Annotated in this window: 17 protein-coding genes, 1 other RNA gene and 3 pseudogenes; 10 read left to right on the forward strand and 11 right to left on the reverse strand. The window is 36.8% G+C overall.

Translation table 11 applies throughout. The features are described from left to right. Positions 1-148: 148 nt before the first annotated feature. Positions 149-652 (reverse strand): helix-turn-helix domain-containing protein, encoded by a 504-nt coding sequence (locus CQA43_RS01490; RefSeq protein ID WP_245944181.1) that lies wholly within the window; start codon positions 650-652, stop codon positions 149-151. A gap of 38 nt (positions 653-690) precedes the next feature. Here CQA43_RS01490 and CQA43_RS01495 point away from each other — a divergent pair, with 38 nt between their 5' ends. The 3 genes from CQA43_RS01495 (at position 691) to hypE (ending at position 4,344) form a co-directional block, all read left to right on the forward strand. Then, on the forward strand, positions 691-2,925 hold the full coding sequence (locus tag CQA43_RS01495) for a capsular polysaccharide export protein, LipB/KpsS family (protein ID WP_115550838.1): 2,235 nt from the start codon (positions 691-693) through the stop codon (positions 2,923-2,925). A gap of 52 nt (positions 2,926-2,977) precedes the next feature. After that, an RNA gene (gene rnpB, locus CQA43_RS01500) (RNase P RNA component class A) lies at positions 2,978-3,299 on the forward strand. A 16-nt stretch (positions 3,300-3,315) separates the two neighbouring features. After that, complete coding sequence (gene hypE / locus CQA43_RS01505; RefSeq protein WP_220271591.1) at positions 3,316-4,344, forward strand: hydrogenase expression/formation protein HypE; 1,029 nt, start codon at positions 3,316-3,318, stop codon at positions 4,342-4,344. Between the two features lie 217 nt (positions 4,345-4,561). Here hypE and CQA43_RS01515 read toward each other — a convergent pair whose 3' ends face one another. Together CQA43_RS01515 and ribA are read right to left on the reverse strand one after the other, a co-directional pair. Then, positions 4,562-5,788 (reverse strand): molybdopterin molybdotransferase MoeA, encoded by a 1,227-nt coding sequence (locus tag CQA43_RS01515; protein ID WP_115550840.1) that lies wholly within the window; start codon positions 5,786-5,788, stop codon positions 4,562-4,564. A gap of 11 nt (positions 5,789-5,799) precedes the next feature. Further along, complete coding sequence (ribA, locus tag CQA43_RS01520; protein WP_245944187.1) at positions 5,800-6,390, reverse strand: GTP cyclohydrolase II; 591 nt, start codon at positions 6,388-6,390, stop codon at positions 5,800-5,802. Between the two features lie 130 nt (positions 6,391-6,520). Between ribA and hypB the strand changes: the two genes are divergently transcribed. Both hypB and CQA43_RS01530 read left to right on the forward strand, forming a co-directional pair. Beyond that, positions 6,521-7,213 (forward strand): hydrogenase nickel incorporation protein HypB, encoded by a 693-nt coding sequence (gene hypB, locus CQA43_RS01525; RefSeq protein WP_115550842.1) that lies wholly within the window; start codon positions 6,521-6,523, stop codon positions 7,211-7,213. Continuing rightward, the gene (locus CQA43_RS01530; protein WP_115550843.1) at positions 7,191-7,454 is read left to right on the forward strand and encodes a HypC/HybG/HupF family hydrogenase formation chaperone; all 264 of its coding nucleotides are present in this window, start codon (positions 7,191-7,193) and stop codon (positions 7,452-7,454) included. Before hypB ends, CQA43_RS01530 begins: the two co-directional genes overlap by 23 nt. Before the next feature lie 369 nt (positions 7,455-7,823). Here the strand turns inward: CQA43_RS01530 and CQA43_RS10000 are convergent, their stop codons facing one another. The 3 genes and pseudogenes from CQA43_RS10000 to CQA43_RS01540 all read right to left on the reverse strand — a co-directional run bounded on the left by CQA43_RS10000 (position 7,824) and on the right by CQA43_RS01540 (position 10,587). Next, positions 7,824-8,282, reverse strand: coding sequence for a CZB domain-containing protein (locus tag CQA43_RS10000; RefSeq protein WP_407918770.1), 459 nt, complete (start codon positions 8,280-8,282; stop codon positions 7,824-7,826). Then, positions 8,280-8,918, reverse strand: a pseudogene (locus tag CQA43_RS10005) (methyl-accepting chemotaxis protein); the annotation flags it as partial. The pseudogene CQA43_RS10005 and the gene CQA43_RS10000, both read right to left, overlap by 3 nt. A gap of 118 nt (positions 8,919-9,036) precedes the next feature. Then, positions 9,037-10,587, reverse strand: coding sequence for a Na+/H+ antiporter NhaC family protein (locus CQA43_RS01540; protein WP_115550845.1), 1,551 nt, complete (start codon positions 10,585-10,587; stop codon positions 9,037-9,039). A gap of 169 nt (positions 10,588-10,756) precedes the next feature. Here CQA43_RS01540 and CQA43_RS01545 point away from each other — a divergent pair, with 169 nt between their 5' ends. From CQA43_RS01545 to CQA43_RS01555, 3 genes are all read left to right on the forward strand, one after another. Further along, positions 10,757-11,263: a hypothetical protein gene (locus CQA43_RS01545; protein ID WP_115550846.1), complete on the forward strand. Its 507-nt coding sequence runs from the start codon at positions 10,757-10,759 to the stop codon at positions 11,261-11,263. 110 nt (positions 11,264-11,373) lie between these two features. Then, on the forward strand, positions 11,374-11,649 hold the full coding sequence (locus tag CQA43_RS01550) for a type II toxin-antitoxin system RelB/DinJ family antitoxin (protein ID WP_181881589.1): 276 nt from the start codon (positions 11,374-11,376) through the stop codon (positions 11,647-11,649). After that, the gene (locus CQA43_RS01555; RefSeq protein WP_115550848.1) at positions 11,646-11,912 is read left to right on the forward strand and encodes a type II toxin-antitoxin system RelE family toxin; all 267 of its coding nucleotides are present in this window, start codon (positions 11,646-11,648) and stop codon (positions 11,910-11,912) included. Before CQA43_RS01550 ends, CQA43_RS01555 begins: the two co-directional genes overlap by 4 nt. Positions 11,913-11,919: 7 nt before the next feature. On the opposite strand, the gene CQA43_RS01560 is transcribed toward CQA43_RS01555, so the two are convergent. After that, positions 11,920-13,659, reverse strand: coding sequence for a P-loop NTPase fold protein (locus CQA43_RS01560; RefSeq protein ID WP_115550849.1), 1,740 nt, complete (start codon positions 13,657-13,659; stop codon positions 11,920-11,922). Between the two features lie 597 nt (positions 13,660-14,256). Then, entirely contained in the window at positions 14,257-15,042 is a 786-nt protein-coding gene (locus CQA43_RS01570) for a TIGR02757 family protein (RefSeq protein WP_115550851.1), read from the reverse strand. Positions 15,043-15,173: 131 nt separating this feature from the next. On the opposite strand from CQA43_RS01570, the gene dnaJ reads away from it, so the two are divergent. Both dnaJ and CQA43_RS01580 read left to right on the forward strand, forming a co-directional pair. Further along, complete coding sequence (gene dnaJ, locus CQA43_RS01575) at positions 15,174-16,289, forward strand: molecular chaperone DnaJ (RefSeq protein ID WP_115550852.1); 1,116 nt, start codon at positions 15,174-15,176, stop codon at positions 16,287-16,289. A 15-nt stretch (positions 16,290-16,304) separates the two neighbouring features. After that, on the forward strand, positions 16,305-17,648 hold the full coding sequence (locus CQA43_RS01580; protein WP_115550853.1) for an SLC13 family permease: 1,344 nt from the start codon (positions 16,305-16,307) through the stop codon (positions 17,646-17,648). Between the two features lie 10 nt (positions 17,649-17,658). Here CQA43_RS01580 and CQA43_RS01585 read toward each other — a convergent pair. The 3 genes and pseudogenes from CQA43_RS01585 to CQA43_RS01595 form a co-directional block, all read right to left on the reverse strand. Continuing rightward, positions 17,659-18,076, reverse strand: a pseudogene (locus tag CQA43_RS01585) (AAA family ATPase); the annotation flags it as partial. A 2-nt stretch (positions 18,077-18,078) separates the two neighbouring features. Further along, a pseudogene (locus tag CQA43_RS09595) lies at positions 18,079-18,282 on the reverse strand (type II toxin-antitoxin system HicA family toxin). Further along, positions 18,275-18,493 carry a type II toxin-antitoxin system HicB family antitoxin gene (locus CQA43_RS01595; RefSeq protein WP_115550854.1) on the reverse strand — a complete coding sequence of 73 codons (219 nt, stop codon included), beginning with the start codon at positions 18,491-18,493 and terminating at the stop codon, positions 18,275-18,277. Before CQA43_RS01595 ends, CQA43_RS09595 begins: the two are co-directional and overlap by 8 nt. Positions 18,494-18,496 lie beyond the last annotated feature (3 nt).

Below are 18,496 nucleotides of genomic sequence, written 5' to 3' on the forward strand. Positions count from 1 at the left end.
TTTTACACTGCTTCTCTATGAACCCTTGCCAATCCACTTTTACTTCGTCCTTCGAGGCGAAGCAATCTATCCTCCGTCATTGCTAGGGCTTGCCCGAAGCAATCCAAATGTAAGAATCCCACCCGCGATTCACCACCCAAACAAGATTCTACAATCTCTGCATCATCTCGTTTAGTTCTTGAATCTTTTTCTTATTCTGTGTGAGCAATTCCTCTAGCACGGCAAGCGTCTTGGGCGAAAGGTATTCTAACAACTCTATAATCTTTTCGTATTTGCTATAATCCACTTTCCCCTGATAAATCTTTGCCATAATCTTCAAAGCCTGTTTGGAATCCGAGAAAAACTCCTGCTCATACACCCCTAAAGCGTCGGCGATATAAGGAATCATATCCGCTTTAATCTCAATATTACCATTCAGATAAGCATACAAGCTTGAGAGGCTCGGCGTCTCCCCTGTTTTGCTAGATTTTAGCCCAAAATCTACGAGGCGATTCGCCAATTCTCTTTTACTTATGTTCTTTTCTTTCAAGATTTCATTGATTCTATCTACAACTTTCATCACAACTCTTAACATCAAAATTGCAATTTTAAAGCTTTGGATTATTGTAAAGATATAAACAAATTCTAAGTTACCTATAAACGCAAAGTTCATAATTGCGCCAAACAAACCAAGATAACTAGAGGCTAAAAATGCAAATTTTAAGTATTATTATTCCTTATGGCTTAAGCACAGAGCGAGACTTTATCGCAAAAAGAGTAATCTACAAAGCAAAACATTTAAAAAGCGATGAAAAAGTGCAATATCTTTTTGTAGAGGGTTATTCCTCGTGCTCCTTGCAGGATTCTTTTGAGCTGAAAGACTTGATAGAATCGCAAGGGCATCGTTATTATAAAGATACTAGGCAGCAAGAAAATGGGGCATTTTCTTTAGCTTCTTGTAGGAATTATGGAGCACGCTTCGTGCAAACTCCTACGATGATGGTGCTAGATGTGGATTATGTGTTTTTGGATTCTACTTTGGACAAAATCCTAAAACTCATACAGACCAAAGGAATCGTAGAGAATCCTGCGAGTTTTCTCGTGCTTCCTTGTGCCTTTTTAAACGAGCTTGGCACGCAAAAGTTTATCAGTGGTGAGCTAAAAGAGGAGGAAATCCAATCTAGTATCGTATTTAACGACAAAACAACTCTTGACTTCCTCACGCCCACTTCAAGCTCTATCGTGCTAAACACCTATACTTTTTTGGAACTTGGAGGATATGGGGATTTTGTCGGATTTGGCTATGAGGATTTTGACTTTCTCTCTCGGCTTTTAAGGCATTGTGCAACTTTTGAGATAATGCCCAAAGAGTTGAAATATTTTGCGCGAAATTGGAATCTAAAGGACTTCAGAGGATTCCGCGCTTGGTATGCTTTGGTAGGCTTAGAGGCAATGTTTTATGGAATCTCTCTTGTTCATCTCTACCACGAACGCCCCAATCAAAATGGTTATCTAAGCGCAAATGCAATCAATAAAAATAAAAAGCTTTTTTTGAGCAATCTAAACCGAAAAAGTAGTTTAGACCCGCTCATCTGCGCAAAGGCGAGAGAAAAAGTCTGTATTTTGTATAGCGAGAAATCCAATAATTACAGAATTTTGCAAAAGCCCTGCGTGTTTTTGGGAGAACCAATTGCCGCAGAGGAGCGAATGTTTTTTGATGAGGAGGAGTTTAACGCGCAGAGATTCTTAGACTTTAAGCAAAAGCACGCAATCACGCGCTTTTTATGCTTGAATCCTTACGCAAGGGAACAAATCGCACAAATCTATCAGTTTATGCGAGAAAATCAAATCCCTTTTTATGTTTTTGAGCGAGGAGCGTTTCCTGATGCTTGGTTTTTTGATGATAGCGGATTTTTGTGCGATTCTAACAATTACGATGAGAATCTTTGGAATCACGAAATCACTTCTGCGCAAAAGGATTCCACCTTGCAATACATTAAGGGACTTTTGCAATCTAATGTATTTTTGGAAGATAAAAATGACATTATCGCACAAGATGAGCTTAAAAGAACGCTTGGAATTCGGCACAAAAGAGTGATTTTCGTCCCCTTGCAAGTGGAATGCGACACAGCGATTCTGCATTTTTCGCCCTATTTTAGCTATGAGGAATTTTTAGAAACCCTAAACGAGCTTGCGGGGGAATATTTCAAAGAAAATGTTGTGTTTGTTTGCAAAAAGCACCCTTTGGGAGGTGATTTAGACAAGAAGCTTTATAAAAACTTAATTTTTGCGCCCGATAATTGCAATTTTCTCTCGCTTATTGATTTAAGCGAAATGTGCGTTTTGCTAAACTCTGGCGTGGGAATGTATGCGATGATTGCCAAAAAGCCCGCGATTGTTTGTGCTAGAGCTTTCTATGCTTTTGATGGTTTGAATCTACAAGCACAATCCAAAGAGGAACTAAAGGCACAGATTGATAGCGTTTTGCAAAATGGCTTTGAAGTGAATGAGGCAAAAATGCTTGCGTTTATCCGCTATTTGCGGGAGGATTTTTATTCCTATCTTTTGGGAGAATCTGTGCTTTTGAAACGTCAAGATGGAAATCTCTTTAGGAGGACAACCGAATTTTATTTTTATCAAATGAATCTTGGAGGGCAGAAATTCTTGCAGGGCAAGCGGTTTGAGAGGCAAAATTACACTTTGGATTCCTTGTGTTATTTGCCCTTTGCCCATGAAATCAATCAAGACAAGAATTCGTTCTTGCAAAAGAAATCTAAAAGCGGGTTGTTTTTGGCTTTCTTATCTTGGCTGGAGGGCTTTAAGAGTTATCGGAAATTAAGGAAACTCTTGCGAGAGCCTAGAAACTTTTTCTTAGATTCCAAAAATCCTTTGTTTATCCCAATAAAAAAGCTTGTTTCTTTGTCGCATAGATTGCCACAACCCTAAAAGGGCTTCGCAGTTAAAACTCTTTTTATGCCATTTCTGCTACAATCACGGCTAGGTGTAGCAAGTGGTTGCTCCAAAAAGAGAGGAAAGTCCGAGCTGCATTGGGATAGGATTCCATTTAAAGAATGGCTAGAGTAATCTAAGGGAAAGCGCAACAGAAAACAAACCGCCGCAATCGTGGCAAGGGTGAAAAGGTGGGGTAAGAGCCTACCGAAAGTGTAGTAATACACTTTGACTTTGCAAGCCCAATCCGCAGCAAGAAAGGTATGGTTAGTATCCCAAATCTCTAAACCTTTTGCTAGAATTTTGCTGCAAGGCAAAATCCAGATAAATAGCCACATAAACAGAACTCGGCTTATCGCTACACCTAAAACTAGGCAAAGGATTTTTATGCGATATTTACAAATTTCAGATTCTATTTTGCTAAGTCACGGAAGCGGTGGCGTAGAATCACAAAATCTTATTACAGAGCTTTTTTATCCCTTGTTAGAAGGCTGTGTAATGGGTGGAGGTGAAGACGCAGGGATTGGAAGTTTAAGCCAAAATACAGAAAAATTCGCCCTTAGTACCGATGGCTATGTCGTCTCGCCCTTGTTTTTTAATGGTGGAGATATTGGCAAACTCTGCGTATGTGGAAGCTGCAATGATGTCGCGATGATGGGCGCAAAGGCGCGTTATTTGAGCGCAAGTTTTATGATTGAAGAGGGATTCTTGATTGCGGATTTGAAACGCATTGTAGAATCTTTTGCAAACACCCTAAAACAAAGTGGTGCGAAGCTTCTCTCTGCGGATACAAAAGTGCTTCCCAAAGGCACTTTGGATAAACTTTTTATCACCACAACCGCACTAGGAGAGTTTCTATACCCCCATTTAAATTTAAGTGCATTTGGGATTCCGCAAGATTGCGCGATTCTAGTCAGTGGCAACATCGGCACACACGGAGCAGTGATTTACTCCAATCGTGAGGGAATCGGGCTACAAAGTGATTTACAGAGTGATTGCTCCTTGCTTTATCCTGTTTTAGAACCGCTCTTTGAGGCAAAACTCCAATTATACGCCTTACGCGACGCTACAAGAGGCGGAATCGCAAGCGTGCTAAACGAATGGGCAAACGCTTCAAAAATCGGCATAGAGATTGAGGAGGAGCATTTGCCAATCCTCTCACAAGTGCGCGGAATCTGTGAATTATTGGGATTTGAAGCCTACAATCTAGCAAATGAGGGAATGTGCATGCTATGTGTTGCCAAAGAGGACGCGACAAAGGCTTTGGAGATTCTACATTCACAAGGCGCACCAAATGCCGCAATCATCGGCTACACCACTTCAGAAAACGCGACAAAAGTTGTGCTAAAAACCCCCTTTAATGCAAGGAGATATTTAGACTATCCAAGCGGAGAATTACTGCCTAGAATCTGCTAAGGGTTGCGGTAAATTGAGCCCTTGATGGCTTGCGATTCTACTACTACTTCCTTGCAAGGTTTTATTGGCTTTTTTTCCTTGAGAGAAAATTTAAAAAATTTGTGGCAATCCATATTAAGATTTAAATTTTGCAAGATTATGGATTGCTTCGCTACACTCATAATAACGAAAAATAAAATACAAAGACGCAAGCAAAGAGTGTGATGACGCAGTATTATTATATAAGCAAAATCACTCGCACCATCTCTCCTACACTTTTTGCGCTATCTAAGACGCACAACCCATTATATGCAGAATCTAGCGGACAAAAGTTATTTAAAATCGCGCTTTGAAAATCCTTTTTTCCCTCAAAATCTATTTTCCATTTGCCCCCAACATTTCGCACATTACACACGCGAAATTCTAAGCGAGAATCGGTTTTACTAACATTTTCCTGCAATAAAATCTCCAAAGTAATAGGCACAAAATACCCCCCATTAAGACGCCAAAGAATCTCTTTGGCAAAAAGTTCAAAGGTTACTAAAGTAGAGTTTGGGAAGCCGGGCAAGCCAAAAAACTGCTTGCCTCCAAAATGTGCGTAAGAAATATGTTGTCCGGGCTTGATTTTGACACCTTTAAACACCATTTCATTCTCTCTTTCCTTGCAAATTGCTGCAATAAAATCATAATCTCCCACACTTGCTCCCCCGCTGCTTAGGATTAAATCACACTCACTAAGTGCTAGATTCACGCATTCCTCCACCTGCTCTTTTGTATCTTTTAAAATCGGATAAAGCTTTGGGATTCCACCATTTTCTAGCACTTTTGCAACAAGTAAATGTCCATTAGTATTGTAAATATTTGCTCCATTTTTAGCACTTTCCCCTAGCTCCAACAACTCATTTCCAATAACCAAAATCCCGACTTTCGCGCGTGTAAATACCTCTACAAAAACACAATTTAGGCTTGCCAAAAGCCCAATATGATTTGCATTGAGGCGCACTCCTTTGGAGATTAGCTTCTCACCTTTGCGATAATTTGCTCCTTTTTGACAAATGTATTGTCCAACTTTTGGTATCTCCAAAAGACGCAAAGTTTCGGATTCTACCTTTACCTGCTCTATAGGTGCTAAAATATCAGCATTTTGTGGAATTTCCGCTCCCGTAAAAGTCTTAATCGCAAAGGGTTGGTGGAGAGGCAGAACAGAATCCTGCGCATTCCCTGCTGGATTCTCCCCTAAGATTTTAAATTCTTGCGTTGCATTTTCTTGCAAAAATTTAGAATTTATTGCATATCCGTCCATATTGGAGCGTGCGGATTGCGGCATATCTTGTATTGCGACAACATCACGTGCCAAAATTCGCCCTAAAGCCTCATACAAAAAAACACGTTCCACGCCCAAAGCTCCAATCGTTTGGGATTCCAAAATCTCCCTCGCTTGCGCATAATCAATTTTAACTTTCATCTTTTTCCTTATTAAAGCAAATGCCCCATTTTGGTTTTTTTCACTTCCAAATAATGTGCATTATGCGCATTGCATTCTACGATAATCGGCTCTCGCGTAAGCTTAATCATAGATTTAAATGCGCAAATCTTGGCTGGATTATTTGTCAGCAAGCGGATTTGACTTAAGCGATAATAATCAAAAATAAATCTTACTATCTCATAATCACGCTCGTCTTCTTGGAATCCCAAAGCAAGATTAGCTTCAATCGTATCTAAGCCACTATCTTGCAGAGCATACGCATTGACTTTATTAAAAAGCCCGATTCCACGCCCTTCTTGGCGCAAATAGATTAAGAATCCCCGCTCTTTTGCAATTCTTTTCAAAGCCATTTGCAACTCACCACCACAATCACATTTAAGACTTGAAAACACATCTCCAGTTAAACATTCCGAATGCACACGCACAAGGGGATTTTCTGGAATCTCTATCGTCCTTAGCACCAAATGTTCCAAGAGATAGGATTCGCCTTTAAAAAGCTTTTTTTCTCTAAAAGATTGAATCATAAAATCCCCAAATTGCGTGGGAAGATTTGCCTGTTTTGAAATTTCTACCATTTGAATTCTCTTTAAAAAATTTTAATTAAACTCACAAATATAACGCATTTGTCGTCAAAAATGGTTTAAGATTCTGAAATTTAACTTTGTTATGGATAAATTTGGCTACAATGCACCAAAAATAAAAGGCTTAAAAATGGAATCGCCAAAGAATCTCAAAAGCGTAGAAATAGGACAAAGGATTCTATCCAAAAACGACAAAGTCGCAATGGAATTGCGAAAAATCTATGCAAAAGAAAATCTTTTTGTCCTCAACCTTATGAGCTCACCTGGTAGCGGCAAAACAACGCTTTTAGAAAATATTGCCAAAAACAAATTGCTAGAATTTAGCGTCATAGAGGGGGATTTGCAGACCAATCGTGATGCCGAGCGTCTCCAAGCCTATGGAGTCAATGCCCACCAAATCACCACAGGCGATGCGTGCCACTTAGAAGCGGCAATGGTGCAGGAATCTTTAGAAAAATTACGCGCACAGGGGGAGTTCAAGGATTTTTTATTTATAGAAAATGTCGGCAATCTTGTTTGCCCAGCAAGCTACGACTTAGGTGCAAATATGAATATCGTCTTGCTTTCCACTCCAGAGGGAGATGACAAAGTTTTAAAATATCCTACAATTTTCTTATGTGCTGACGCGGTAATCCTTTCTAAAGCAGATTTGATAGAAGTATTTGATTTTAAAGTTGCACAAGTAGAAGAGGATTTAAAAAAGCTCAAAAAAGAGATTCCATTGTTTTTAATTTCCTCCAAAGATATAGAATCTCAACGCAAATTTTGCACATTTTTACAACAAAATAAGGAGAGAAATTATGTGTCTAGCCATACCTTCTAAAGTCGTCGCAATTGATACTATAAACAATATTGCGACGCTAGATACATTGGGTGTAACGCGTGAGGCAAGTTTGGATTTAATGAGCGAAGAAATCCATATCGGAGATTATGTGTTATTGCATATCGGCTATGTTATGGGTAAGATTGACAAAGAACAAGCCAAACTTTCATTAGAAACTTATACAGAAATCATTAAAACGCTTGAAGAAGAGGAAAGGGAACTCAAAGAATCTATGCGCTAGTTTGCTGTATGAGATTCTAAGCTGCAACAATTCAGTGCATATTGGGATTCCATTTGTGGAATCGCGGTAAAACATTTGCACTAGAAAATTTACCTGCAAACTAGTGTGAATAGTAGGCATAAATAAGATTGGATTTTTGTTCTTGAGAAAAAATTTAAAAATTTTCGTGGCAATCCATATTAAGATTTAAATTTTGCAAGATTATGGATTGCTTCGCTACGTTCGTAATGCGAAAGGATAAGACGCAAGGACGAATCCCAAATCACACTTGCAATTTTCTATTGTGCTATTTGTAAGATTCTGCTTTGAAATTTACAAGTATAAAAAGAATCCCCTCTGCACTTTTTGTGTATTCAACAATCCTCTAAACTATACCAAAGTGGCTAATTTTTCTTCACAAAGCCCATCTAAATATTTCACAACATCATCACTTGCCAATTCTGCAGCTTGGAAATATTTATAAATCTCCTCTAAGCAATCGTGTGCATTGCCGTGCTGTAACATTAGTGCGTGTCCTGCAATGATATTATCATGGACTCCTTGATGTGGTGGTTCAATTTTCGGATAACTTGCATATTGTGAGAAGAGTTGTTTGCCTGTTCCTGTATCATACCATTTACCCAAACGGCAGTCGTGATGTCCTGCAAACTTCGCTTCCATATCCTCGTTGAAAATTGCTCTATACCCATTGATTTTGAAAAACAAGTGGTCTAACTTAATTAAACCAACAAAAGTAATTGTGAGAATTTTGTCTGTATCTACATAGATTTGTTCTGCAGACTGGTTGATGTGTTCCAATACTTCGTTTTGCGCGCCTAGTTGCTCCATTTCTTTAATAATTTCATCAGAGTTCGTTTGCACTTCAGAGAAATTTTGTTGAACAACTTGGATATTCATTTCAATTTCTTTGGTTGCTTTTTGCGTGCGTTCCGCGAGCTTGCGCACCTCATCAGCTACGACAGCAAATCCTCTTCCGTGTTCTCCTGCACGCGCTGCTTCAATAGCGGCATTGAGGGCAAGCAAATTGGTTTGATCTGAAATATCTGTAATTAATGCAATGACACTTGAAATCGCAGTAAAGTCGTTTTGCACTTGGGTAACCATTGTATTAAATTCAGAAAGTTTTGCAGTCATATTAGACAAGCCTTCTGCCAAAATATTTTGAATCTCAACAGAATTTTTCTTATTGTCTGCTGCAATAGATTTTGCAGAACGCAATAAATCCACTGTTTTAGCAAAGTCATCTTGTAAAATTTTTAGATTTTTACCACAACCATTTGCAAGTGCCAAAGTCATATTTTTAAAAGTCCCGCTTTTGTCATCTGTTTGTGCTTCTTCTGAAGATTCTTGAAGTTTTGCGTGTAATTCCTCGTTGTGTTCTTTTGCTTCTTGGAGTTTCGCTTTTAAAAGCTTATTCTCCTCCAAAACACGATGCAATTGTTCTTTGTATTGACTGCCAAACATATTCTCTCCTACCTTTTAAGTTGATTTTTCATTTTACGAAAATCTTTAGAAAAACCTTAAAGCTTTAATTAAAATTTTATAACTAATTAAATTAAAAAATTATAAAAAATATTAATCTCTATTTAAACTTTGATTTTATACAAGTAGATTCCTTTTCTTGAAAATCCAATGGCTTGCTCAAATATCGCCTATACCCATAAAAAGCCCCAAACATCATTCCAAAACCCACCAAATATCCCACAATAAGAGATTCAAAAAATCCTGCAACACCAAAGCTAATCAATGCAGCAAATGCAGCCGTCGTTGCATAGGGCAATTGTGTGATAAAATGGCTCTGCACAGAGCAACCTGCTCCTGTAGCAGAAAGAATCGTTGTATCAGAAATTGGCGAAGTATGGTCTCCATACACTGCTCCAGCCAATACAGCAGAAATGCTCAACATCATATCTATGCTATTAATCGTGGCTATGCTCGCACCAATGGGCAACATAATCGCAAATGTTCCCCAGCTAGTTCCGGTGCAAAATGCAATAAAGCTTGCGCTTAAAAACAATACCAAAGGAGCAATGACATTTGCCGACAATACACCGCTTGCCAAAAAATCCCTGCTTAGATTGGCAAGATAAATGCCGGTTTGCAAATCATTCTTAATCACAGGTCCAATCGCCCACGCCAAAATTAAAATAAGATTTGCGGGCAACATAGACAAGAATCCGTCTTTGATAATCAAAGCATACTCGCGCAAACTAATGCGATTCCAAGCAATAGCTACAGAAACAGCTATTGCACACACTCCACCCCAAAAAAGTGAAAATCCCGTTTGGGCATTTGCAAGCATTTCAATCAGATTTGGATTTTGCGACACTTGATAGCCACTATAAAAAATAAAGAATCCCACAAAAAAGATAAGTGCAATAATGGGCAGAATCAAAAGCCAAATGCTCCCCCCGCTATGAGGCTTGATTTCGTCAAACTCTTCTACCCCTACTCCTTGATTATGGCGCATAACGGGCAGATTAATTTGCCAAAGAATCGTTAAAAAAACTCCAAGTAGGGCAAACCAAGCATAATAATTCCCCCAAATGCTTTGCACTAGCACACTAAAGCTTGAGGTATTCTCCACCAATCCACCCATAATTCCCAAAATATAAGCCCCCCAACTTGAAATTGGCATTAAAATACAAATCGGTGCGGAAGTAGAATCAATAATATATGCCAAACGTTCCCTTGTAGAATGATTCGCGTCATTGAGTGGGCGTGCAATTTGCCCGACGGTGAGTGCATTAAAATAATCATCAATAAAAATCACAATTCCCGCAATAAAAGCAACAAATTCCGAACCTTCCGCAGTTTTGACGCGTTCTCTTGCCCAATGCACAAAGGCATTCATTCCACCTGAACATTGCATTAGCTGCGTCAAAATCCCAAGCAAAATCAAAAACCCAAACACATACAAGGCATTAGATTGCACTTCTCCCTCGCTGTAAAACACCCCTCCAATGGCATTTAAGACATATTCTAAAACCCCAAAAAACGAATTGCTTAACATAAATCCAGCTAGAAAGATTCCAACAAATAGCGAAAGCACAACCCTGCGCGTAATAAATACTAGCGCAATCACACACAAAGGCACAACCAAACTCAATACTGAATCTGCATACATTCCCATACTCCTAAAAACGCAAAAAGAAAAAAGTGTGGTATATTATTTGTAATTTCATTAGTTTTACATTAAATACTTAAGAATCTCGTGATTGGTTGTCATTATAAGATTCTAAAATTTATGGAATAAAAATTGCTTAAATCACTAGTAATATACCTTCAAAAAGGAAAAAACAATGAATGTAAATGACAAAAATCAATCTATGTGGGGAATACTCCAACAATCCTACACGCAACAAAATACGAAATCCAACAATATTTCGGGTTATTCTAAGGATTCCAATTCGCTTTTTGGCACGCAAAACACGCAAGGAATTGACACAATTTCTAGTCTCCTTAATGTGGATTCTAATACCGATAAAACCACAATTACCGAGATTCAAGATTCTTTTGAGGTTAGCGCAGAACTTACGAATCTTCAACATTTTGCTAAAAACTTCAGCGCAAAATTTGAAAACAATTTTGAGAATTTAAAAGACTTGGGCGACGCAATGCTACAAAGCGGAATCTTAAACAAAGAGGAAAAAATGGGCTTTGATGTCTTACAAAAATTCAATCCAAGCCTCGATTCTATACAAACACAAAATCTCTTGCAAAACACAAATCTAAGTCAAGAAAATAAGAATCTACTTAATCAAGTAGATAGAAAAATCAGTGCGGTAAGGTATTTTGGTGGATTTTAATCGTCCTTAAGAAATGCAACAAGAAATCTTGTAGAATCTTATATTATTGCAGAGGGGGGAAATACCAAATTTATGCTACAATATCCTATAAAATAATGAAAGGATATAAAATGACTTCAGTTGTGCAATTCAGAATGGACAGCAACGATAAAGAAATATTAGAGACAATGCTCAAAGATATGGGGCTAGATTTGGGAACAGCCTTTAGAATGTTTGCAGCAAAAGTGCTCAAAACAGGCGAGATTCCCTTTAGTATCACGAGTAGCATTGACCCTGATACGATTTGGACAAAAGAGGACGAAAAAGCCTACAAAAAGGCATTAAAAGAGCTAGAAAGAGGCGAGACAATAAGCCACGAAGAAATGAAGCGAAAGCTCGGATTATGAGTGGCGCATTAGAATATAGCAAAGAAGTAGAAAAGTTTTTGCTCAAGCATTGCGAGCTAGCTCCCAAAATCATCAAGGCTTTAGAAAATATTGCACAAAATCCTTACCACAATCAACAAGATACCAAAAAGCTTCAAGGTTATGAGAACCACTACCGACTAAGGGTTGGCAAATACAGGATTCTCTATGAAATAAGGGAAAATCAAATCTTGATTATCTATGCCTACAAGGCGGATTCTCGCGGCGAAGTATATAAAAAATGAGGAAAATTCACTCCTCATTGAGTAACTGGAAAATAAGACTATCGGAATGATTTTTCTCTAAAGCCTTTTTAACTTCTTCTTTTTTGACTTTATATTCCTCTTGATTTAAAAATTTTTTATACGCTTGGAATAAGCAGTTCTCTAAATCATACTTACTAATTGAATTGTCGGAAAGATGACTGCTAAAATATTTGAAAAACTCTTTACAGAATTCATTATTGTTTTGAAAAACCTCACTTATTTTATCTATTGGGAAGTTATTGTATCTGACTATATGTTTAGATGAAAAAGTTTCCCTTATTTCTTCTGTGGATTTATTTTTTATGAAAGAGTCAATATCTGTTATGCCATATTTTTTGCTTTTACATTCTTCATAAAATTGTTTATATTTCTCTTCCTCGTGAATTAAATCTCGTATAATATCAAAACCCATATCAATGAAATCATCATTAATATCAACGCCACTTTCTTTTTCAATCCAAACCTCTATAAATTGCTTTATAATCTTGTCTTTTTCAGAGTGTAGCTCCTCTTTTGTTATTTGTTTATATTGCTCAAGCAAGGTAATATAATAATTATAGGGATATAGTATGCCATTTCCAAAAACATAATTTTTGGTATTTTGCAAGAGATTTTGAATACCTTTAGCATATTCCTTATCACTCAAATTACCAAAGTAATAATCTTGCCATTTTTTACCAAATAGTCTCCTTGTCTCATTTTTGATAGCTTCTGAAAAATCTTTTTGCAATGTTTGCAATTCTTTTTCATCTAGCTTTAATAAATTACTCAAAAATGTTTTGCAGTATAAAAAGCTGCCACTAAATTTTTCTTCATCTTTCATTGGCGGTGAATAATATCGCTTCATCTCGGTTATCATTGCTTTATAATACCATTCTAAAGCACCAAGAAATTCTTTGCGTTTGTCGTTCTCATAACACTTAGAGAAACAATGCTTATTAAAATAATCAATATGCTGTGTAAGCTTTATTAGCAATCTTAAATTATCATTTAATTCTTGCTTAAAATAATCTAAAATAATATCTATAATCTCTTGCTTCGTATTCTCAATATCCCACTTTAAATTATTCTCAATGATTTTTCGCGCTACTTCATCATTATTTTCAATAGTAATTTCATAATCAATGACTTTTTCTTTATGGATTTCATACCAATTTCTAGGATTTTCTAATTCATTATCACTTGGTTTTGGATCATTATTCGCCTCTTGTTTGTTTTGATTGTTTAATTCCTGTTTTTCCAATTCGTCTTTATTAAGAATCATAACTACACTACATAACTTATCTTCTTTTAACAAATTAACAAGCCCCAAAATTTCATCTAGTGGCAACTTGTTAGATTTTCTTTCTATGTTATCAAAACAAACAATAATATTTTTAAAATCCTCTTTCTTAAAAATAGAAAAAATAGAATCAAGATTGATATTCACCGCTCCTGTAAGTTTTATAGCATTAGAGGCGAGTTTGGTTACTTTATCAAGTATCTCATTATGGCTACCATTAACCTTTAAAACTATTTCTTCTAGGATTTGTTTGTAACTTTCCTTGCCAAATAAATCAATATAAACAACTTTCTTTTCTTTATGTTTCTCTCCAATCTCCTTTTCAACCTCTCTCCATAGGTAAGTTTTACCTACACCCCAAGCACCTCGTATCACCAAGCAAACATTCTCATTCCCAATCAAAAATTCTGCAATAGCCGAAATTCTACCATTTTCATTAGGCATACAACACTCCTGTTAATCTAATAGAAATTATATTTTAAAACATAAATTCTACTATATTTTCAGAAAATCTATACCCCCTTAAAACGCCTTTGAAAATAAATTTTAAAAGGATAAAGCAAAGGATTTTTGGAATCTAAGAAAAAGTTTCTAGGCTCTCGCAAGAGTTTTCTTAATTTTCTATAACTCTTAAAGCCCTCCAACCACGATAAGAAATTCAATAATAAACGATTTTTAGAAACCTCTTTAAGAAAGGACGATTTATCCTTATTGATTTCATAGGCAAAGGGCAAATAGCACAAATAATCCAAAGGCTGTAAATTTGCTTGCAGTGGGATACAATTATGTCATCGCAAGACTTCGTTAGAAGTCGTAGCAATCTATAATCTAAAATCTCGCAAAGACATTTCCCACTGCGTCATTGCGAGGCTTTAGCCGAAGCAATCTATAATTCTGCAAAAAGTAAATTTTGCAAAGGAATCTTTAAGACAATTTTAGATTATGGATTGCTTCGTCATTCGTTCCACTCATTCCTCGCAATGACGACGATAGCAAAGTTATGGATTACTGCAATTCTTTACAAAATCTCGCAAGGACGCCCTACTCTATCAATCCTAACTGCCCGATACGATACAAAGCAAAGTCATATTTCACAGGGTCTTTTGCGTCAAACTCCTTGAGCTTGGTTGTGATTTCTAACACTGCTTTGAAATCATAAGTTTTTCGCTTCAAAAGCCCTAATCGCCTTGCGATTCTAAAGGTATGCGTATCTAGCGGCAAAAGCAAATCACTTGTCTTAACTTTCTCCCACTTGCCCAAATCCACACAATCCTTTCGCACCATCCAACGCAAAAAGAGATTCCACCGCTTCAGCGGCGAAGAAGAATCCACAACCCCAAGTAAAAACTTCAAACCCTCTGTTACCTCCTCTATTCTTGCATAAATTGCATTTTGAAGTGAGCGAATCCCTCCAAAAATAGAATCACTCCGATAACCCTGCAAGAAAATCTCTTGTAGGGATTCCAAGCCTAAAAGAGCTTCAAAGAAGCGTTGAATCTCGGCATTATTCTGAAAACGATAGACTTTTGAAGTGCAAAGAACAGAATCGCAAGATTGTAAATTTTCTAATGCGTTTAGGTTGCAAGAATTTAAGAATCTTAAAATAGACTGCACATTTCCATAAGCAAATAAAGCGCAAAAAAGTGCGACTTTATCGCTTTTAAATTGTCTTGCTATTCCTAATGGGTCGGGTAAATCCTCATTAATCGCCTCTTGTGAGTTAAAAAGCTGATATTGTTCTTCTAAAAGGTGATAAAGAAATTTTTGTGATGGATTCTTTGGGACTTTAAGTCTCTGTAAAGTCTGTTTTGTAAGCCTAGATTCCATATTTTTCCTTAAAAATAAAATAGAATCTTAACAAAAAAAGTAAAACTTTTATTTAATTACTTCTTTAAAGTTAATTACGCTAAAATGCAAAATTTTTATTTTCTAAAACAATAAAATGATTAGGAGTATTTTTGGAAGAATTTGATTATTATGAGATTTTAGAAGTCAATCGCACTGCAAGCGGAGAGGAAATCAAAAAAGCTTATCGCAAAATGGCATTAAAATACCACCCCGATAGGAATCCTGATAATGAAAATGCCGAAGAAATGTTCAAAAAAGTCAATGAAGCCTATCAAATCCTAAGCGACAAAGAAAAGCGTCAAATCTACGATACCTATGGAAAAAAAGGTTTAGAATCCAGCGGATTTGGGTTTGGAGATATGGAGGGAAGTATTTTTGATATTTTCAACTCTGTTTTTGGAGGGGGATTTGGAGGATTTGGCTCAAGACGCAAAAAAGATGAAAAATATTCGCGTGATTTAGCGATTGAATTAGAGCTTAGTTTCCAAGAAGCAATTTTTGGCTGCAAAAAAGAAGTGGAAATCCGCTACAAAAGCGCTTGTAGCGCGTGTAAAGGAAGTGGGGCAAAAGATGGTAAGGTAACGACTTGTAGCACATGTAAAGGAAGTGGGCGAGAGACTTTTACACAAGGATTTATGACCTTTGCCCAAACTTGCTCCAAATGCCACGGAAGCGGGGAAACGAGTGCAGAAAAATGTGAAAAATGCTTAGGCAAAGGTTATCAAGAGGAAAAAGAAAAATTTGAGATTAAAATCCCAGAGGGTGTAGATAATCAAAACCAAATCCGCGTGCAGGGGAGAGGAAATAAAATGCCAGATGGTTCGCGGGGAGATTTGTATGTAGAAATCTTCGTGCAAGAAGATACGCATTTTATCCGTCATCGCAATGATATTTATTTGGAAGTTCCCGTGTTTTTTACACTTGTAATGCTTGGTGGCAGCATTAAGATTCCAACACTTACCAAAGAAAAAGAATTAGAACTCAAAATTCCTATCGGCGTCAAGGATAAGCAGCAGTTTGTCTTTTATGGCGAAGGTGTAAAGAGTGTCAATAGTGGTAAAAAAGGCAATTTTATCGCAGTAGTGAATATTTTGTATCCTGACAAACTAGAAGAAAAACAACGTAATTTGCTCTTAGAACTTCATCAGTCGTTTGGTTATGAGGAATCCAAACCAATTAATTGCTTAGAAGGCTTAGTGGATAAAATCAAAAATTGGTTTAAATAAATAAAAGAAAAATAAATGCAAAAAGCTTTATGGATTCTCATTGCAGATATTTTGCTCTTTAGTGCGCTTTTTACTTGGCTACCTTTTACCAAAGAAGCCAATCTTGGTATTTGCATTTTGGCATTTGTCGGGATTTTGTGGGTGAGCGAAGCAGTGCATACCACGATTACTGCTCTCATTGTTCCTTTGCTTGCGGTAATATTTGATTTACAAGATGTTACAACTGCTCTTAAACCTTTTGCAAATCCCGTAATTTTCCTTTTTTTTGGAGGATTCGCCTTAGCAAGTGCATTGCATATTCAAGGCTTAGATAAATTACTTGCTAATCGCCTTATCTTGCTTGCTAAAGGCAGAATGTCTGTTGCGATTCTTATGCTTTTTGGTGTGAGCACATTGCTTTCTATGTGGATTAGCAACACCGCAACAGCAGCGATTATGTTGCCCTTAGCTCTTGGTATTTTATCTAATTTAGACATTACAAAGAATCGCGGAACCTTTTTGTTTGTGCTTTTAGGTGTAGCTTATAGTTCAGAAATTGGGGGTTTTGGCACAATGGTAGGAAGCCCGCCCAATATCATTGCTGCTTCTTATCTTGGAATCAACTTTTTAGAATGGATGAAACTTGGGATTCCTTTTATGTGCATTATGCTTCCTTGTATGATTGGAATCCTATATTTACTTCTTAAACCTGATTTAAATCAAACTTTTCATCTTGCATTAGAAAAAACAGAATGGGATTTTAAAAAAATCCTTACTTTAATTATTTTTGGACTCACTGCGACTGCTTGGATTCTTAGCGCGAAATTAAGCGAATACTTTGGCGGAATCAAAGATTTAGATTCCATTATCGCATTAAGTTGTGCGATTGCCATAGGTATAAGCCGCGTCGCAACTTGGAAAGAGATTCAAAGCAACACCGATTGGGGTGTTTTATGGCTCTTTGGCGGAGGGCTTGCCTTAAGCGTGATTCTCAAAGATTCCGGAGCAAGCGCAGTGTTGGCAAACGGAGTTACCGCTCTTTTTGGGAATAGTAATTGGCTTATGATTATCCTTGTAACTGCGCTTTTTATTATTTTCTTGACAGAATTTACAAGCAATACTGCAAGTTCTGCCTTATTAGTGCCAATCTTTGGCGTTGTAGGAGACGCTCTTGGTATGCCACACGCAATGCTACCTCTCGTCATTGGATTTGGTGCAAGTTGTGCCTATATGTTACCTGTCGCCACACCTCCGAATGCGATTGTTTATGGCACAGGTTATATTCGGCAGATAGAAATGATGAAATATGGTGCGTGTGTAAATTTATTTTCTATCGTCTTAATTCTAATCTTTGCGTGGTTTGTTTGGCGTTTTATATAAAGAAAAAATGATCTTTAAAGCCTAAGATTGAGAAGAATGCACTAAAAGTATCAATAACAATTAAATCGCAGTCTGCTAACTCATTAAGTTCTTGTTTTAAGCTATCCATAGGTTCTTTATCAATTTTTGGAAGCTCATTAGAAAATTCAAGCTCTATGCTATTAAATGGGTAAAAATTTTCTATATTTTTAATGCGTTCTAAAATCGCTTGATTTTTGTCTTCTATACTCCAAAAAAGGTTTTAAACCCTCATTTATAGCATTAGCACATACTTTTAGGGCTAAAAAAGATTTACCCACCTCGCTATTGCCACTTAAGACAGCCACAGAGCCTTTTTCTAATTTAATGGTATCTTCACAAATCACAGAAACATTTTCATCGCTAAAAATTCCTAGTGTAATTGTATCAATAGTATTGCGTTTAGGCATTTTTATCCTTCGCTCATTTCAATAATTTCAAAAAGTTGCTTTATGATTTTAGGATGTAAAATCTCTCCACTATGATGAGGAATAACCATTCTGTAAGAATCTTTTTTATAGATTCTACGGCTACCTTATTGTCTATCAATCAAAAAACCATTTTGCAATAAAAGCCTTTCTGCTTCTTTTGCAGTCATTCTTGGAAATTCAGGCATTGGCTAAAACCATAGGAACAATTGAAGTTATTTTATTTTCAATGGTTCTTTTTTCTTCACTTTTAAGGCTTTCTAAATAAAGTTCCCCTGCTTCTTTTATATTAAACAAAGCCTCTTCATAAGTATTACCTTGCGAAACACAACCTTCAAGCTCTAAAATGCGTGCAAAATACCCATCTTGATCTTTTTCAATAATAACATTCAATAGCATTTG

Source organism: Helicobacter ganmani, from assembly GCF_003364315.1.
Taxonomy (GTDB): Bacteria; Campylobacterota; Campylobacteria; order Campylobacterales; family Helicobacteraceae; genus Helicobacter_D; species Helicobacter_D ganmani.

Coding starts and splice junctions, on each gene's coding strand:
- CQA43_RS01490 (WP_245944181.1), bottom strand. CDS start 652: ATGAACTTTGCGTTTATAGGTAACTTAGAATTTGTTTATATCTTTACA.
- CQA43_RS01495 (WP_115550838.1), top strand. CDS start 691: ATGCAAATTTTAAGTATTATTATTCCTTATGGCTTAAGCACAGAGCGA.
- hypE (WP_220271591.1), top strand. CDS start 3,316: ATGCGATATTTACAAATTTCAGATTCTATTTTGCTAAGTCACGGAAGC.
- CQA43_RS01515 (WP_115550840.1), bottom strand. CDS start 5,788: ATGAAAGTTAAAATTGATTATGCGCAAGCGAGGGAGATTTTGGAATCC.
- hypB (WP_115550842.1), top strand. CDS start 6,521: ATGGAATCGCCAAAGAATCTCAAAAGCGTAGAAATAGGACAAAGGATT.
- CQA43_RS01530 (WP_115550843.1), top strand. CDS start 7,191: ATGTGTCTAGCCATACCTTCTAAAGTCGTCGCAATTGATACTATAAAC.
- CQA43_RS10000 (WP_407918770.1), bottom strand. CDS start 8,282: ATGGAGCAACTAGGCGCGCAAAACGAAGTATTGGAACACATCAACCAG.
- CQA43_RS01540 (WP_115550845.1), bottom strand. CDS start 10,587: ATGGGAATGTATGCAGATTCAGTATTGAGTTTGGTTGTGCCTTTGTGT.
- CQA43_RS01545 (WP_115550846.1), top strand. CDS start 10,757: ATGAATGTAAATGACAAAAATCAATCTATGTGGGGAATACTCCAACAA.
- CQA43_RS01550 (WP_181881589.1), top strand. CDS start 11,374: ATGACTTCAGTTGTGCAATTCAGAATGGACAGCAACGATAAAGAAATA.
- CQA43_RS01555 (WP_115550848.1), top strand. CDS start 11,646: ATGAGTGGCGCATTAGAATATAGCAAAGAAGTAGAAAAGTTTTTGCTC.
- CQA43_RS01560 (WP_115550849.1), bottom strand. CDS start 13,659: ATGCCTAATGAAAATGGTAGAATTTCGGCTATTGCAGAATTTTTGATT.
- CQA43_RS01570 (WP_115550851.1), bottom strand. CDS start 15,042: ATGGAATCTAGGCTTACAAAACAGACTTTACAGAGACTTAAAGTCCCA.
- CQA43_RS01580 (WP_115550853.1), top strand. CDS start 16,305: ATGCAAAAAGCTTTATGGATTCTCATTGCAGATATTTTGCTCTTTAGT.
- CQA43_RS01595 (WP_115550854.1), bottom strand. CDS start 18,493: ATGCTATTGAATGTTATTATTGAAAAAGATCAAGATGGGTATTTTGCA.